The sequence below is a fragment of the Inquilinus limosus MP06 genome (assembly GCF_000767795.1).
GTDB classification, from domain to species: Bacteria; Pseudomonadota; Alphaproteobacteria; order DSM-16000; family Inquilinaceae; genus Inquilinus; species Inquilinus limosus_E.
Map to the genome: position 1 here is coordinate 1 of NZ_JANX01000111.1, position 14,076 is coordinate 14,076.

Sequence of the window (14,076 nt, forward strand, 5' to 3'; positions counted from 1 at the left end):
CCCCCCGTCCCGGCAAGGGGAGGGGGGGACTCCTTATGGTTTGTTTCACGTGAAACACCGGCCTCGCAGGTCGGGACGCCATGACCACCCGCGACACCATCTTCGCGCCGGCGACCCCAGCCGGCCGCGGCGGCGTGGCGGTGCTGCGGATTTCCGGTCCCGGCGCCGGGCCGGCACTTCAGATCCTGACCGGCCGCCCCCTCCCCGTCCCTCGCCTGGCGGCGCTCGCCGAGCTGCGCGATCCGGCCGACGGGACGGCGCTGGACCGCGGCCTCGCCCTCTGGTTCCCCAGCCCCGCCAGCTACACCGGCGAGGATGTGGTCGAGCTGCATCTGCATGGCGGCCGGGCGGTGACCCGCGGCGTGGTCGAGGCGCTGTCCCGCATCGACGGGCTGCGCCCGGCCGAGCCCGGCGAGTTCACCAAGCGGGCCTTCCTCGCCGGCAAGCTCGACCTGACCGAGGCCGAGGCGGTGGCCGACCTGGTCGACGCCGAGACCCGGGCGCAGCGGCTGCAGGCGCTGCGCCAGCTCGGCGGCGCGCTCGGCCAGCTCTATGAAGGCTGGCGGTCGGCCCTGATGCGGGCGCTGGCAATGACCGAGGCGACGCTCGACTTCCCGGATGAGGGATTGCCGCCGGACCTGGCGGCGGAGGCCGAGCGGATCGTCGCCGAGGTGTCCGCCGCGATCGCCGCCCATCTCGACGATGCCGGCCGGGGCGAGCGGCTGCGCGAGGGCGTGCACATCGCCATCCTCGGCCCGGTCAATGCCGGCAAGTCGAGCCTGCTGAACGCGCTGGCCCGGCGCGACGCCGCCATCGTCTCCGACCGGCCGGGCACGACGCGGGACGTCGTCGAGGTCGCGCTCGATCTGCGCGGCTTTCCCGTGGTGCTGGCCGACACTGCCGGACTGCGCGACACCGCCGATGAGATCGAGACCGAGGGCATCCGCCGCACCCACCGCCGCGCCGCCGAGGCGGATCTGCGGCTGGTGATCCGCGATGCCGGCGAGCCAGCGCCCGCTGATCCGGCGCTGGGGCCGGGGCCGGACACGATCCGTGTGGTCAACAAGATCGACCGGGCGCCCGACGCGCCGCGGGCGGAGGACGAGCTTCCCCTCTCCGTCCACACCGGCGCCGGCTTCGACCGGCTGCTCGACACGCTGGCGGCGGCGGTGGAGCGGCGGCTGACCGGTGACGGCTCCCCCGCCCTCACCCGGGCCCGTCACCGCGCCGCGCTGGAGGATGCCCGCGACGCCCTGGCCCGGGTTCCCTCCGCGCCCCTGCCCGAGCTGGCGGCGGAGGATCTGCGCCTGGCCCTGCGCGCCATCGGCCGGATCGCCGGCCGGGTCGATGTCGAGGACATGCTCGACCTGCTGTTCGGCAGCTTCTGCATCGGCAAGTGAGATGTTTCACGTGGAACACTCCGTACGGGTCAGGGCAGCCGAGCCTCCAGCGCCTCGGCCAGCGAGCGGGTCGCGGAGACCGCCGGCAGGCCGAGCTTCCTGACCAAATCCTGGGCCTCGACGAAGCTCCGCACGCCGGCGATCTGCAGAGTGCCGCCCATGATCGGCTCCCGAATGACCGGCGCCACCAGCAGGGCGCCGTCCACTGTGATGGCGAGGGTCTTGCCGACATGGGTCCTGGTGAACGCGGCAAGTCGATCGCGACCGGCATCAGTGAGCACGAGCGAGACAATGGGCTGTCCCCAGACCGGATCGAAGCCCTGCGCGGCAGAAGCGATGTCGGACGTGGAGACGATGACATCCGGCAGCAGATAATGGGTGAACCCATCCTTCTCCACCGGCGTCAGTCCCGGCCCGGGTTCCATCTCGGCCTGCCGGAACTCGATCGCTGCGGCGACCGGCGGCGCCGGCGGCTGCGGGACGTCCAGCGGGATGGAGAACGCCGTTGTCAGGGCGGCAACAGCGGCGGCCAGGGCGGGAATGATGGGCAGCATGGTGGATGGTCCCTCCCGGTCGCCTCGGTGTTTCACGTGAAACACCCGATGTCGCGTGCGGGCATTTGACCCCGGAGGGTCGCCTCCGTAAAGTCCGCCGCCATGGAACAGTATGACGTCATCGTGGTCGGCGGCGGCCATGCCGGATGCGAGGCGGCTGCGGCCGCGGCGCGGTTCGGCGCGCGCACGGCGCTGGTCACCCAGCGGCTCGAATCGATCGGCGAGATGTCCTGCAACCCGGCCATCGGCGGCCTGGGCAAGGGCCACCTGGTGCGCGAGATCGATGCGCTGGACGGCATCATGGGCCGGGTGATCGACCGCGCCGGCATCCAGTTCCGCATCCTCAACCGCAGCAAGGGGCCGGCGGTGCGCGGGCCCCGCGCCCAGGCCGACCGCAAGCTGTATCGCCAGGCGATGCAGGCCGTGCTGGCGGAGCAGTCGGATCTCGACCTCGTCGCCGGCTCGGTCGAGGATCTGGCGTTCGATTCGGCCGGCGCCGTCTCGGGCGTCGTCCTGGCCGATGGCCGCACATTGGCCGCCGGTGCCGTGGTGCTGACCACCGGCACCTTCCTGAACGGGCTGATCCATATCGGCGAGGAGAAGCGCCCGGCCGGCCGGGTTGGCGACGCGCCGTCGATCGGTCTGGCCGCGACGCTACAGCGGCTCGGCCTCAGCCTCGGCCGGCTGAAGACCGGCACGCCGCCGCGGCTCGACGGCCGCACCATCGACTGGGCGGCGCTCGAGGAGCAGAAGGGCGACGACCCGCCGGTGCCCTTCTCGGACCTCACCGGCCGGATCACGGTGCCGCAGGTCTCCTGCTTCATCACCTATACGACCCCGGCGGCGCACGACCTGATTCGCGCCAACCTCCACCGGGCGCCGATGTATTCCGGGCAGATCGACAGCGTCGGCCCGCGCTACTGCCCCTCGATCGAGGACAAGGTGGTGCGCTTCGCCGACAAGGAGCGGCACCAGATCTTCCTGGAGCCGGAGGGGCTGGACGACCCCACGGTCTATCCGAACGGCATTTCCACCTCCCTGCCCCGTGATGTGCAGGAGGGGTTGGTGCGCGGCATCCCGGGACTGGAGAAGGCCGCGATCCTGCGGCCCGGTTACGCCATCGAATACGACTTCGTCGACCCACGGCAGCTCGACCGGTCGCTGATGCTGCGGGCGGTGCCCCGGCTGTTCCTGGCCGGGCAGATCAACGGCACCACCGGCTATGAAGAAGCGGCGGCCCAGGGGCTGATGGCCGGGCTGAACGCCGCCCGCGCCGTCGCCGGCAACGACCCGCTGCTGCTCGACCGGGCCGAGGCCTATGCCGGCGTGATGATCGACGACCTGATCACCCGGGGTGCGCCCGAGCCCTACCGCATGTTCACCTCGCGCGCCGAATACCGCCTGGTGCTGCGCGCCGACAATGCCGACCAGCGCCTGACCGCCCGCGGCATCGCCGCCGGCTGCGTCGGGGCGGATCGCCAGGATCTCTTCGCCCGCAAGTCGGCGGCGCTGGAGGCGGCGCGGCAGCGGATCCGGGCGCTGTCGCTGACCCCGACCGAGGCGCGGCGCCATGGGCTGGCGGTGAACCAGGACGGCGTGCGCCGCGACGGCATGGACCTGCTGCGCTATCCCGGGATCGACCTGCCCGCCCTCGCCCGCATCTGGCCGGAGCTGGCGGAGTGGCCGGAAGCGGTGGCCGAGCAGATCGAGACCGAGGCGAAATATGCCGGCTATCTCGACCGGCAGGAGGCCGATATCCGAGCCTTCCGCCGCGACGAGGGGCTGGCCCTGCCGGCGGAGCTGGACTTCGACGCGATCGGCAGCCTGTCGACCGAGATCCGCCAGATCCTGAAGCGGTCGCGGCCGCCGACGCTCGGCGCCGCGGCGCGGCTGCCGGGCGTGACCCCGGCGGCGCTGGTCGCCCTGCTGAAGCATGTCCGGCGTGAAGGAGACGGGGGCGCGCGTGCCATCGCCTGAGGCGGCCTTCCCGCCGCCGGCGGACCTCGCCGAAAAACTCGACCGCTACGAGGCGCTGCTGCGCAAGTGGCAGGGGGCGATCAACCTGGTCGCGCCCTCCACCCTGCCCGAGCTGCGACGCCGGCATTTCGAGGATTCGCTGCAGCTGGTGCCGCTGATTCCGGCCGGCGCGAGGACGCTGGTCGATCTCGGCAGCGGCGCCGGATTCCCGGGACTGGTGCTGGCCATCGCCACCGGGCTGGAGACGCATCTGGTCGAGAGCGACCAGCGCAAGGCGGAGTTCCTGCGTGCTGTTTCACGTGAAACACGGACGCCGGTCACGGTTCATGCCAGGCGGATCGAGCAGGTGCCGCCCTTCCCCGCCGATGTGGTGACCGCCCGCGCCCTGGCCGCCCTGCCCGTCCTGCTCGGCTATGCCGCCCGATTCGCCGGCCCGCACACCGTCGCGCTCTTCCCGAAGGGCCGCGCGGCCGAGGCCGAATTGACCACCCTGCCTGCATCATCGAAGATGACCATCGACCTCCATCCGAGCCGGACCGATCCCGACGCCGTGCTCATCCGCATCGAGGGGTTCGCCCGTGGCTGACGACGCCCAGACACTGCCGCCTGTGGAGGCCGACACGCCGCGGCTCACCCGCACCATCGCCATCGCCAACCAGAAGGGCGGCGTCGGCAAGACCACCACGGCGATCAACCTGGCCACGGCGCTCGCCGCCGTGCGCAAGCGCGTGCTGGTGATCGACCTCGATCCGCAGGGCAATGCCTCGACCGGCTTCGGCCTGCCGCGGGCCAAGCGCGGCGTCGGCTCCTACGACCTGCTGTTCGGCACCACGACCGTCGCCGATTCGGCGGTCGCGACCGAGGTGCCGGGGCTGGACCTGATTCCGGCCTCGGTCGACCTCGCCGGCGCCGAGGTGCAGCTGGTCGAGGCGGTGCGGCGCGAATACCGGCTGCGCAGCGCGCTCAGGCCGCATGCCGACGGCTACGACTATGTGCTGATCGACTGCCCGCCCTCGCTCGGCCTCCTCACCCTCAACGCGCTGACCGCGGCCGATGCCGTGCTGGTGCCGCTGCAATGCGAGTTCTATGCGCTGGAGGGGCTCAGCCACCTGATGCGGACGATCGAGCGCGTCCGCAAGGCCTTCAACCCGGCGCTCGAGATGCAGGGAATCGTGCTGACCATGTATGACCGGCGCAACAACCTCTCCGACATGGTGGCGAGCGATGTGCGCCAGCATCTCGGGGCCAAGGTCTATGAGACGGTGATCCCGCGGAATGTCCGCGTCTCCGAGGCGCCGTCGCATGGCAAGCCGGTCCTGGTCTACGACCTCGCCTCCACCGGAGCCCAGGCCTATGTCCATCTCGCCTCGGAGATGCTGAAGCGCGAAGAGCAGAGGAGTGCTGCATGAGCGCGGCCGAGAGCTCCCGCCGCCGCCCCAGCCTGGGCCGCGGCCTCGACGCCCTGTTCGGCGAGGCCGACGAGGCCGATATCGCCGCCGCCAGCTCGGGCGGCGAGCCGCGGGCGCCGCGCAGCCTGCCGATCGAGTATCTGAGCCCCGGCCCGTTCCAGCCGCGGCGGAAATTCGACGAGGGCGAGCTGGACCGGCTGGTCGAGTCGGTGCGCACCCAGGGTGTGCTGCAGCCGATCCTGGTGCGGCCGGTCGAGGGCAAGGCCGACCGCTACCACATCATCGCCGGCGAGCGGCGCTGGCGGGCGGCGCAGAAGGCCAAGCTGCACGAGGTGCCGGTGGTGGTCCGGCCGATGTCGGACCGCGACGCGCTGCAGATCGCGATCATCGAGAACGTCCAGCGCCAGGATTTGACGGCGCTGGAGGAGGCCGAGGGCTATCAGCGGCTGCTGGCCGAATTCAGCCTGACCCAGGAGGATGTGGCCCAGGCGGTGGGCAAGAGCCGCAGCCACATCGCCAACACGCTGCGCCTCCTGGACCTGCCGCCCGCGGTGCTGGCTCATCTGCAGGACGGCCTGCTGACCGCCGGCCATGCCCGGGCGCTGCTGGGCTGCCCGGACCCGGAGGCGGCGGCGCGGATCGTCATTGCCAGGGGACTGAACGTCCGCCAGACCGAGCAGCTGGCCCGGGACGCGCGCGAGCAGCCCTCCGCCCCGGCCCGCCCGGCGGTGCGCGACCCGAACATCGTGGCGATGGAGCAGGACATCGAGACCCGGCTGGGCTTCAAGGTGAAGATCGACACCCGCGACAACACCAGCGGCACGATCCACATCCAGTACAGCAATCTCGACCAGTTCAGCGCCCTGCTGATGCGCCTGCGCGGCACGAAGGAGAAGTGGTAGGCGGCGCGGCCGCCCTTCCCCCTCGCGTCGTTGCGAGGAGGCGAAGCCGACGAAGCAATCCATCGGGCCGCTCGTGCTGCGGGATGGATTGCTTCGCTGCGCTCGCAATGACGGTGGGTAGGTCGGGTTCGCCGGAGCGAACCCAGACTACAGCTTTGAAATAGTTCAGTTTTTCCGTGCCACGGCCCGGGCGATGCGCAGCAGGGTTGCGGCGCAGATGGTCTCCGGGGGGCGGCCGGTGCGCTTGCATTCGGCCTCGGCCTCGATCAGGCGGCGCAGCGCCTCGCCGATCTGGGCCTGGTTCCAGCGGCGCACCTGGCCACGGATCGCCGCCTTGGCCTTGAAGAACACCGGCGGCCGCAGCGCCGCCATGGCCGCGTCCGGCGCATCGCCGCCGTCGATCATCACCGCGAGCTGGTGCAGCCGCAGGAAATGGCGCTGCACCGCGCGCAGGATGCCGATCGCCTCGCCCCCCTCCGACAGCAGCCGGTTCAGCGCGCGGTCGAGGGTGGGCAGGTCGCCATCGGCCACCGCCATGGCCAGGTCGTCTAGTGACCGCTCGGTGGCGTCGCCGATGCAGGCGCGCACGGCCTCGAGATCGACGCGGCCCCCCTCCCCCACATAGGAAATCAGCTTCTCGACCTCGCGCCGGGCGATCTGGCGGTCGCCGACCAGCGACGCGGCCAGCACCTGTTCGGCCTCGCCATCGGCCGAGATCTTGGCCTCGGACAGCAGGCGATGGATGAAGCGGCCGATGGCCTCCTCATCCGGCATGTAGCAGGCGATGGCGGCGGCCCCGTCAGCCCCTTCCGCCAGCTTGCGCAGGGCCGAGCGCGGGGTCAGCTCGTCCGCCTCCAGCACCACCAGCGTGTCGGTTTCGCCGCCCTTCAGCACGGCCTCCAGCGCCGCCGCCACCGCATCTGTGGCGTCCCGCACCCGCACCAGGCGGCGGCCGCCGATCAGCGACAGGGCGAAGACCTCGTCGACCAGCCGGGACGGGTCGCGCCCGATCTCGGCCGAGGCCAGCTCGGCGACGCGGAACGGGTCGGTCGGCGGGTCGATCACGCCGCGCGCCAGCGTGTCGGCGTAGTCGCGCACGGCGCCGGCATCCGGGCCGTACAGCAGCACCGCGCGGATGCCGGGATCGGGCCGCCGGACGAAGCTGTCGATCCGGTTCGGCGGCAGCTTCACGGATGCCGGTCGAAATAGAGCGCGAGACGGGTGCGGATGTCCTCGCTGAGCGACCGCAGCGCCCGCTCGCGGGCGTCGCGCTCGCCGACCAGGGTGGTGTACTGGTCCGCCAGGATGTTGAAGCTGGTGATCTCGCTGGCCGAATCGGAGAAGACCGGCTGGCCGGTCTTGCGGTCGGTCAGCACGAAGCTGGCCGTCATCGTCAGGTTCTTGCGGGTCGTCGTCAGGTCGCTGATCAGGTTGACGTCCTGCTGCGATTCGGCGAGCGACACGGCCAGGTCGTAGGCCGGCTGGTCCGGCCGGCCCTGCGGGTTGAGCATGCGGATCAGCTCGGTGCGCATGATCTGGCCCGACCGGTCGGCGATGACGCCGACATTGATCTGCCCCAGCCGGTCGGACATCGCCGTGCCGACGGAGTTGGTGCCGTAGAGCGGCCTGAGGCCGCAGGCCCCGAGCGCGAGGATCAGCAGCAGCGGCGCTACGCGTTTAGCCCAGGATTTAGCCGACAACATTGACGATCCTGTTCGGGACGACGATGACCTTGCGCACGGTGCGGCCCTCCAGCGCGCGGGCGACATTGGCGTCGGCCAGCGCGGCCTCGCGCGCGGTCGCCTCGTCGACGTCGCGCGGCAGCACGATGGTGGCGCGCAGCTTGCCGTTGACCTGGACCGCGACCTTGGCGGTGTCCTCGACCAGCAGCGCCGGGTCGGCCTCCGGCCAGGGCGCGTCGGCCAGCAGGCCGTCATGGCCGAGATGCTGCCACAGCGCCTCGCCGATATGCGGCACCATCGGGCCGATCAGCCGGACCACGCCGTCGAAGGCCTCGCGCAGCGCCCAGGCCTCGCCCTGCCCTGCCCCGTCGACCTTGCCGATCAGGTTGGTCAGCTCGCGGATGCGGGCGACGGCCTTGTTGAAGTGGAACCGCTCCAGGTCGTCGCCGACGCCGGCGATGGTCTTGTGCAGCGCCCGGCGCAGCCCTTCGGCCGCGGGGCTGAAGCCGTTCGGCGGCGGCGACCCGGCCGCCGGCAGCGCCGCCGGGGTCTCCGTCACCAGGCGCCACAGCTGCTGCAGGTAGCGCCAGGCGCCCTCGATGCCCGCCTCGGTCCACTCCATGTCGCGGTCCGGCGGGCTGTCCGACAGGACGAACAGCCGCGCGGCATCGGCGCCGTAGGTGTCGATGATCGCCTGCGGGTCGACGGTGTTGCGCTTGGACTTGGACATCTTCTCGATGCGGCCGGCGGTGATCGCCGCGCCGTCGGACAGCCTGGTCCAGTTGCCCTGGTCGTCGCGGCTGACCTCGGTCGGGTACAGCCAGGCGCCATGGGCGTCGCGATAGGTCTGGTGCGTGACCATGCCCTGGGTGAACAGCCCGGCGAAGGGCTCGTCGATGCCCAGATAGCCGCAGCGCTTCAGGGCGCGGACGAAGAAGCGGGAGTACAGCAGGTGCAGCACCGCATGCTCGATGCCACCGACATACTGGTCCACCGGCAGCCAGCGATCGACCGCGGCGCGGTCGAAGGCCTGGGCGCTGCGCGGCGAGCAGAAGCGCGCGAAGTACCAGGAGGATTCGAAGAAGGTGTCGAAGGTGTCGGTCTCGCGCCGGGCCGCGCCGCCGCAGCTCGGGCAGGCAACGTGCTTCCAGGTCGGGTGCCGGTCCAGCGGGTTGCCCGGCTGGTCGAAGGTCACATCCTCCGGCAGGGTCACCGGCAACTGGTCCTCCGGCACCGGCACGATGCCGCAGGCGTCGCAATGGATGATCGGGATCGGGCAGCCCCAGTAGCGCTGGCGCGAGACGCCCCAGTCGCGCAGCCGGTAGCGCACCGTCCCCTCGCCCGCCTGGCGCTCCTGCAGCGCGGCGATGGCGATGTCCTTGGCCTCGGCCACCGAGACCGGATGGTCCGGCGTCAGCGGGCCGATGTCGTAGGCGAAGGCGCCGTCGGTCAGCACCATGGCCTCGGCCATCGCGGCGCCGTCCGGCCGGTCGCCGCCGGCCGGCCACAGCACCGGGATGATCGGCAGGCCGTAGGCCCGGGCGAAGTCGAAGTCGCGCTGGTCATGCGCCGGGCAGCCGAAGATGGCGCCGGTGCCGTATTCCATCAGCACGAAATTGGCGACATAGACCGGTACGGTGCGGTTCGGGTCCAGCGGATGGACCGCGCGCAGTCCGGTGTCGATGCCGCGCTTCTCCTGCGTCTCGATCGCCGCCTCGCTGGTGCCGCTGCGGCGGCATTCGGCGACGAACTCGGCCACGGCCGGGTTGGCGCGGCCGATCTCGTCGGCCAGCGGGTGGTCGGGCGAGACGGCGCAGAAACTGGCACCGAACAGCGTGTCCGGCCGGGTGGTGAAGATCTCCAGCCCGTCCTCACGGCCCTGCAGCGGGAAGGTGACGCGGGCGCCGACCGACCGGCCGATCCAGTTCTCCTGCATCAGCCGCACGCGCTCGGGCCACCGCTCCAGCGTCGGCAGCGCCGCCAGCAGGTCGTCGGCGTATTCGGTGATGCGCAGGAACCACTGGTTCAGGCGGCGCCGCTCGACCGGCGCGCCGGAGCGCCAGCCGCGGCCGTCGATCACCTGCTCATTGGCCAGGACGGTGTTCTCGACCGGGTCCCAGTTGACCCAGGACTCCTTGCGGTAGGCCAGGCCCGCCGCCAGGAAGTCCAGGAACATCTTCTGCTCGTGCCGGTAGTATTCCGGGTGGCAGGTCGCGATCTCGCGGCTCCAGTCCAGCGACAGCCCCATGGACTGCAACTGGCCGCGCATCGCCGCGATGTTCTCATAGGTCCAGGCGGCCGGATGGGCGCCGCGCTCGATCGCCGCGTTCTCCGCCGGCAGGCCGAAGGCGTCCCAGCCCATCGGGTGCAGCACGTCGAAGCCCATGGCCCGGCGGTGCCGCGCCACCACATCGCCCAGCGTGTAGTTGCGGACGTGGCCCATATGGATGCGCCCCGACGGATAGGGGAACATCTCCAGCACGTAATATTTCGGCCGGTCGCCCAGCGTCTCGAGCCGGAAGGTGCCGCGCTCCCGCCACACGTCCTGCCAATGGGCTTCGGTTTCTCGGTGGTTGTAGCGGGACATCTCGATGCTCTGTGCGGAAAGCCTGGCCGGACGTCCCGGAGTAGACGCCCTGCAAACACGAATCTCTGCGGCGTCGCCCCGGGGGCGAAGCCGTCCCAGGCATTTACAAGGAAAGGGCGCCGGGGATCAATCCCGCGGCGCCCGGATGACAGCAGACCTGGCCGGCAGGGCCCGGATCACTGGGCGGTCGACTGCTCCAGCCCGGTGATGCGAAGCTGCCGCGCCTTGGTCAGGATGGTGTCCTCGAGCGCGGTGCCCATGGTGGCCGGCGGCGGGGCATCGGACCACCCGCCCCGGCCCTGCACCTGGCGGAACACGCTGACCTTGATGCCGTCGGAGCGCAGCTCGCGGCCCAGGATGTAGACGTTCAGCTTGTAGCGGGCCGTCGGCTCCCGCGGGTCGGTGTACCAGTCGGTGACGATGGTGCCGCCGAACGGGTCGGCGCTGGTGATCGGCATGAAGGACACGGTGTCCAGGCTGGCGCGCCACAGATAGGCGTTGACGCCGAGGACCGCGCCCTCGCCGAGGTCCTTCTTCTGCTCGGAGCCGGCGCCGAAGCTGAGGCCGCCGGGCCCGAAGATGCTCTGATTCGGTGCCGGAGAACGCTCGCGGGAAGGACCCAGCTCGGGGCTCGGGCCGACCTTGACGCCGTCGTCGGAGCAGGCGGCTACGGTGAAGACGACCGTCAGCAGGGCGAGCAGCGATCTCAGCGACATTCGGCGCAGCCATATAGAAAAAGGGAGCGGCATCATAGCCGCTCCCCCTTCAAAGGCTAGCTTTTTATCGGTTCGATCAGAACGAGACCGAGACGCCGGTCAGGAACGTCGCCTGCTCCCAGCTCTTCTCGCTCTTGACGGTGCCGATCAGATCGCCGTCCTGGTTGAAGATCCCCTTCTTGCGGAAGCTCTGGATCTCGTAGACCACTTCGGCGTAGGTGTTCAGGCCCGGCGCCACGGTGTAGTTCACGGTCGCGACCGCGACGTGGTTGTCCTTCAGATCCAGCTTCTGGCTGTCCGTGCCGAACAGGTCGTTGTTCTTGTCGGCCCAGGTGTAGGCGTAGCCGAGGCCGAGATTTACGCCGTTGCCCAGGCTGTAACCGAGGCCGAAGCCGATGGTGTCGAAGTTCTTGTCGGTCTGGCCGACGCCGAAGCCGCTCGGGGTGCCGACCCAGACGAGGCTCGCGACGATGCCGTCGACGCCGATCTGACCGCCGGCGCTGTAGGTCTCGAGATCCCAATGGTTGCTGATGCCGTTGGCATAGCTGGCGGTGCCGCGGACCTTGAGGCTGAGCCCGTCGAACTCGCCTTCATAGCCGACGCCGCCGCTGATAGCGTTCTCGAAGACCTGGCCGCCGTTGAACAGGTCCTGCCGGCCCTGGGTGCCGTTGCTCAGGTCCTTGCTGTCGGAGATCACCGGGGTGAAGCCGACGGCGAAGATGAAGCCGCCGATGCTCGGCGAGGAGTACTTGACGCTGGTGCTCTTATCCAGGCCCGAATGGTAGGTCGGGTCGAGCGAGAAGAAGTCGCCGCCGCCGTAGCGGTAATTGCCGTCCAGGTTGTCGCCGTAGCCGCCCTGGGCATTGAGGATGTCGTCCGGCGCGAAGAAGTAGCCGAAGTCACCGGCCACCTGCGGCGAGTCGCCCAGGGTGACGGTACCAAAGTCGCCCTTCAAATAGACGTACTGGCGGTCGACCGTGACGTTCTGACGACGGTTGACGTTGTTCATACGGATGCGGGCGCCGTATTCCAGCCCGCTGTCGGTGACGTTCTTGATGTCGAACTGCAGGCGGCCGTTCGAGTTGAAATCATACTCGCGGTCGCGGTTGTCGTCGCTCGAGCCGATGATCAGGCCGGCTTCCCAGGCGACGAAACCCGTGATGTTGATGCTCAGACCGGACGTCACCGGCTTCTCATCCGCCAACGCCGGCATCGCCACCAGAGCGGCGGCGGCCAGCGCCGTCCCACCCAGCAGAATCTTCTTCATTCCTAAACCTCCTAACGCGGCCGAGTGGCCGGATGTCCCCTAGAAGTCCCCTCGAAGACGACACCACCAGCCAGGGTGCGAATGGCGCCGATCTGCAGGTTATACGGGGCAGCCATGCCGGCCGACAATGTGCAAGTTGCACAGAAGTCACAAAAGCTCGGGCATGTGCCGCAATTGCAACAGGCGGCTGGGGAGCCTCGGAGGCGAGGTCCCAGGCGGGGCCGGCGGCGCGCCAAAAGCCGGTAAATCAGGGGCACAGGCGACCGGCGCCGGGGCGCCGCCCGGGCCGCCCGCCATGCTGCGTTGCGGCAGAAGGGCGCAAGAAGGCGTTGCAATCCCGCATCGGCGTGCCGGATTGTCGCACTATGACGGCCGTCACACCCCGGGGTTTTTCGTTTCGGCCCGGGCGGTGGGCAGGGCCGGCCATCCAAGGCGGCGGCCGGCGGCCGTCCCGCGGGCATTGAAACCGGCATCGTCATGCCGGATTCTGGCGCCATGACGACACTCGCCGAATCCATCGCCTCGCTCCGCTCGCGGATCGCCGCCGCCGCCCGCGACGCCGGCCGCGACCCCGCCGCGGTCACGCTCGTCGCCGTCTCCAAGGTCCAGCCGGAGGAGCGGGTCGAAGCCGCGCTGGCCGCCGGCCAGCGGGTGTTCGGCGAGAACCGGGTGCAGGAGGCGCAGGGCCGCTGGGGCGAGCGCCGCGCGGCCTGGCCGGACCTGCAGCTGCGGCTGATCGGTCCGCTGCAGACCAACAAGGCGAAGGACGCGGTGCGGCTGTTCGACGTGATCGAGACGGTCGACCGCCCGAAGCTGGCGCGCAGCCTGGCGGAGGCGATGGCGGCGACGGGGCGGCGGCCCGACTGCCTGATCCAGGTCAACACCGGCGAGGAGCCGCAGAAGGCCGGCGTGACGCCGCGCGAGGCCGAGGCGCTCTACCGGCTCTGCGTCGAGGAGTGCGGCCTGCCGGTCCGCGGTCTGATGTGCATCCCGCCGGTGGAGGAGCCGCCGGCGCTGCATTTCGCGCTGCTGGCAGACCTGGCGGGAAAGCTCGGCCTGCCGGTGCTGAGCATGGGCATGAGCGACGATTTCGAGACCGCGGTGCGCTACGGCGCCACCCATGTCCGGGTCGGCACCGCGCTGTTCGGCACGCGGGTTGCCCCGGCGCCGCAGCCTACGGCTGCGTGATTACCAACTCGTCCCCAGGCGCCGCCGCGGCCAGCAGCTCCAGCAGGTCGGCCCGGGTGAGGGCGACGCAGCCCTCGGTCGGGCCCCAGTCCGGCCGCGCCAGATGGACGAAGACGGCGCTGCCGAGGCCGGGCACCGGCGGGTCGTCGTTGTGGCCGATCACGATCACCAGGTCGTACAGGGCGTCGTCCCGCCACATCCGCTCGTGCCGCGCGGGGTGGGGCAGGCGGACGGGACGGTTGTAGGCTGCCGGATCGGCGGGATCGTCGCCCCAGCCATCCTCGGGCGCGATCGCCGCGCAGGGCAGGGCGGTCGCCGGGGCCGGGCCGTGGTCGGGCCGGTACAGGGCCCGGCGCAGCGGGAACCGGCCGACCGGCGTCGCCCCGTCGCCCTC

Annotated in this window: 13 protein-coding genes; 6 read left to right on the forward strand and 7 right to left on the reverse strand. The window is 70.7% G+C overall.

Going from position 1 to position 14,076, the window contains the following annotated elements:
• The first annotated feature begins 80 nt into the window (after positions 1–80).
• On the forward strand, positions 81–1,400 hold the full coding sequence (gene mnmE, locus P409_RS11495; RefSeq protein WP_034835796.1) for a tRNA uridine-5-carboxymethylaminomethyl(34) synthesis GTPase MnmE: 1,320 nt from the start codon (positions 81–83) through the stop codon (positions 1,398–1,400).
• 29 nt (positions 1,401–1,429) lie between these two features.
• On the opposite strand, the gene P409_RS11500 is transcribed toward mnmE, so the two are convergent.
• Positions 1,430–1,954: a SecDF P1 head subdomain-containing protein gene (locus tag P409_RS11500; RefSeq protein WP_034835800.1), complete on the reverse strand. Its 525-nt coding sequence runs from the start codon at positions 1,952–1,954 to the stop codon at positions 1,430–1,432.
• Positions 1,955–2,056: 102 nt separating this feature from the next.
• Between P409_RS11500 and mnmG the strand changes: the two genes are divergently transcribed.
• From mnmG to P409_RS11520, 4 genes are read left to right on the forward strand one after another with little or no spacing between them, the layout of a single operon-like run.
• The gene (gene mnmG, locus P409_RS11505) at positions 2,057–3,931 is read left to right on the forward strand and encodes a tRNA uridine-5-carboxymethylaminomethyl(34) synthesis enzyme MnmG (protein WP_034835805.1); all 1,875 of its coding nucleotides are present in this window, start codon (positions 2,057–2,059) and stop codon (positions 3,929–3,931) included.
• Positions 3,918–4,517, forward strand: a complete 600-nt coding sequence (rsmG, locus tag P409_RS11510) for a 16S rRNA (guanine(527)-N(7))-methyltransferase RsmG (RefSeq protein ID WP_052120423.1) — start codon at positions 3,918–3,920, stop codon at positions 4,515–4,517. The genes mnmG and rsmG overlap by 14 nt, the downstream gene beginning before the upstream one ends.
• Complete coding sequence (locus tag P409_RS11515) at positions 4,510–5,340, forward strand: ParA family protein (protein WP_430515634.1); 831 nt, start codon at positions 4,510–4,512, stop codon at positions 5,338–5,340. The genes rsmG and P409_RS11515 overlap by 8 nt, the downstream gene beginning before the upstream one ends.
• Positions 5,337–6,242, forward strand: a complete 906-nt coding sequence (locus P409_RS11520) for a ParB/RepB/Spo0J family partition protein (protein WP_034835809.1) — start codon at positions 5,337–5,339, stop codon at positions 6,240–6,242. The genes P409_RS11515 and P409_RS11520 overlap by 4 nt, the downstream gene beginning before the upstream one ends.
• A 165-nt stretch (positions 6,243–6,407) precedes the next feature.
• Here the strand turns inward: P409_RS11520 and holA are convergent, their stop codons facing one another.
• From holA to P409_RS11545, 5 genes are all read right to left on the reverse strand, one after another.
• Positions 6,408–7,433, reverse strand: coding sequence for a DNA polymerase III subunit delta (gene holA, locus P409_RS11525; protein ID WP_034835813.1), 1,026 nt, complete (start codon positions 7,431–7,433; stop codon positions 6,408–6,410).
• A complete protein-coding gene (lptE, locus tag P409_RS11530) occupies positions 7,430–7,942 on the reverse strand; it encodes an LPS assembly lipoprotein LptE (protein ID WP_161790379.1) in 513 nt (170 codons plus the stop codon). Before lptE ends, holA begins: the two co-directional genes overlap by 4 nt.
• On the reverse strand, positions 7,932–10,511 hold the full coding sequence (gene leuS, locus P409_RS11535; RefSeq protein ID WP_034835816.1) for a leucine--tRNA ligase: 2,580 nt from the start codon (positions 10,509–10,511) through the stop codon (positions 7,932–7,934). The genes lptE and leuS overlap by 11 nt, the downstream gene beginning before the upstream one ends.
• 176 nt (positions 10,512–10,687) lie before the next feature.
• Complete coding sequence (locus P409_RS11540; RefSeq protein WP_034835819.1) at positions 10,688–11,227, reverse strand: DUF3576 domain-containing protein; 540 nt, start codon at positions 11,225–11,227, stop codon at positions 10,688–10,690.
• Positions 11,228–11,303: 76 nt separating this feature from the next.
• Complete coding sequence (locus tag P409_RS11545) at positions 11,304–12,494, reverse strand: porin (protein ID WP_034835822.1); 1,191 nt, start codon at positions 12,492–12,494, stop codon at positions 11,304–11,306.
• A 495-nt stretch (positions 12,495–12,989) separates the two neighbouring features.
• On the opposite strand from P409_RS11545, the gene P409_RS11550 reads away from it, so the two are divergent.
• The gene (locus P409_RS11550; RefSeq protein WP_034835825.1) at positions 12,990–13,682 is read left to right on the forward strand and encodes a YggS family pyridoxal phosphate-dependent enzyme; all 693 of its coding nucleotides are present in this window, start codon (positions 12,990–12,992) and stop codon (positions 13,680–13,682) included.
• Here P409_RS11550 and P409_RS11555 read toward each other — a convergent pair.
• On the reverse strand, positions 13,669–14,076 hold a 408-nt coding region (locus tag P409_RS11555), incomplete at its 5' end, for a L,D-transpeptidase family protein (RefSeq protein ID WP_034835829.1). The two genes, P409_RS11550 and P409_RS11555, sit on opposite strands and share 14 nt — an antisense overlap.

Coding starts and splice junctions, on each gene's coding strand:
- mnmE (WP_034835796.1), top strand. CDS start 81: ATGACCACCCGCGACACCATCTTCGCGCCGGCGACCCCAGCCGGCCGC.
- P409_RS11540 (WP_034835819.1), bottom strand. CDS start 11,227: ATGTCGCTGAGATCGCTGCTCGCCCTGCTGACGGTCGTCTTCACCGTA.
- P409_RS11550 (WP_034835825.1), top strand. CDS start 12,990: ATGACGACACTCGCCGAATCCATCGCCTCGCTCCGCTCGCGGATCGCC.
- P409_RS11500 (WP_034835800.1), bottom strand. CDS start 1,954: ATGCTGCCCATCATTCCCGCCCTGGCCGCCGCTGTTGCCGCCCTGACA.
- leuS (WP_034835816.1), bottom strand. CDS start 10,511: ATGTCCCGCTACAACCACCGAGAAACCGAAGCCCATTGGCAGGACGTG.
- P409_RS11520 (WP_034835809.1), top strand. CDS start 5,337: ATGAGCGCGGCCGAGAGCTCCCGCCGCCGCCCCAGCCTGGGCCGCGGC.
- P409_RS11545 (WP_034835822.1), bottom strand. CDS start 12,494: ATGAAGAAGATTCTGCTGGGTGGGACGGCGCTGGCCGCCGCCGCTCTG.
- mnmG (WP_034835805.1), top strand. CDS start 2,057: ATGGAACAGTATGACGTCATCGTGGTCGGCGGCGGCCATGCCGGATGC.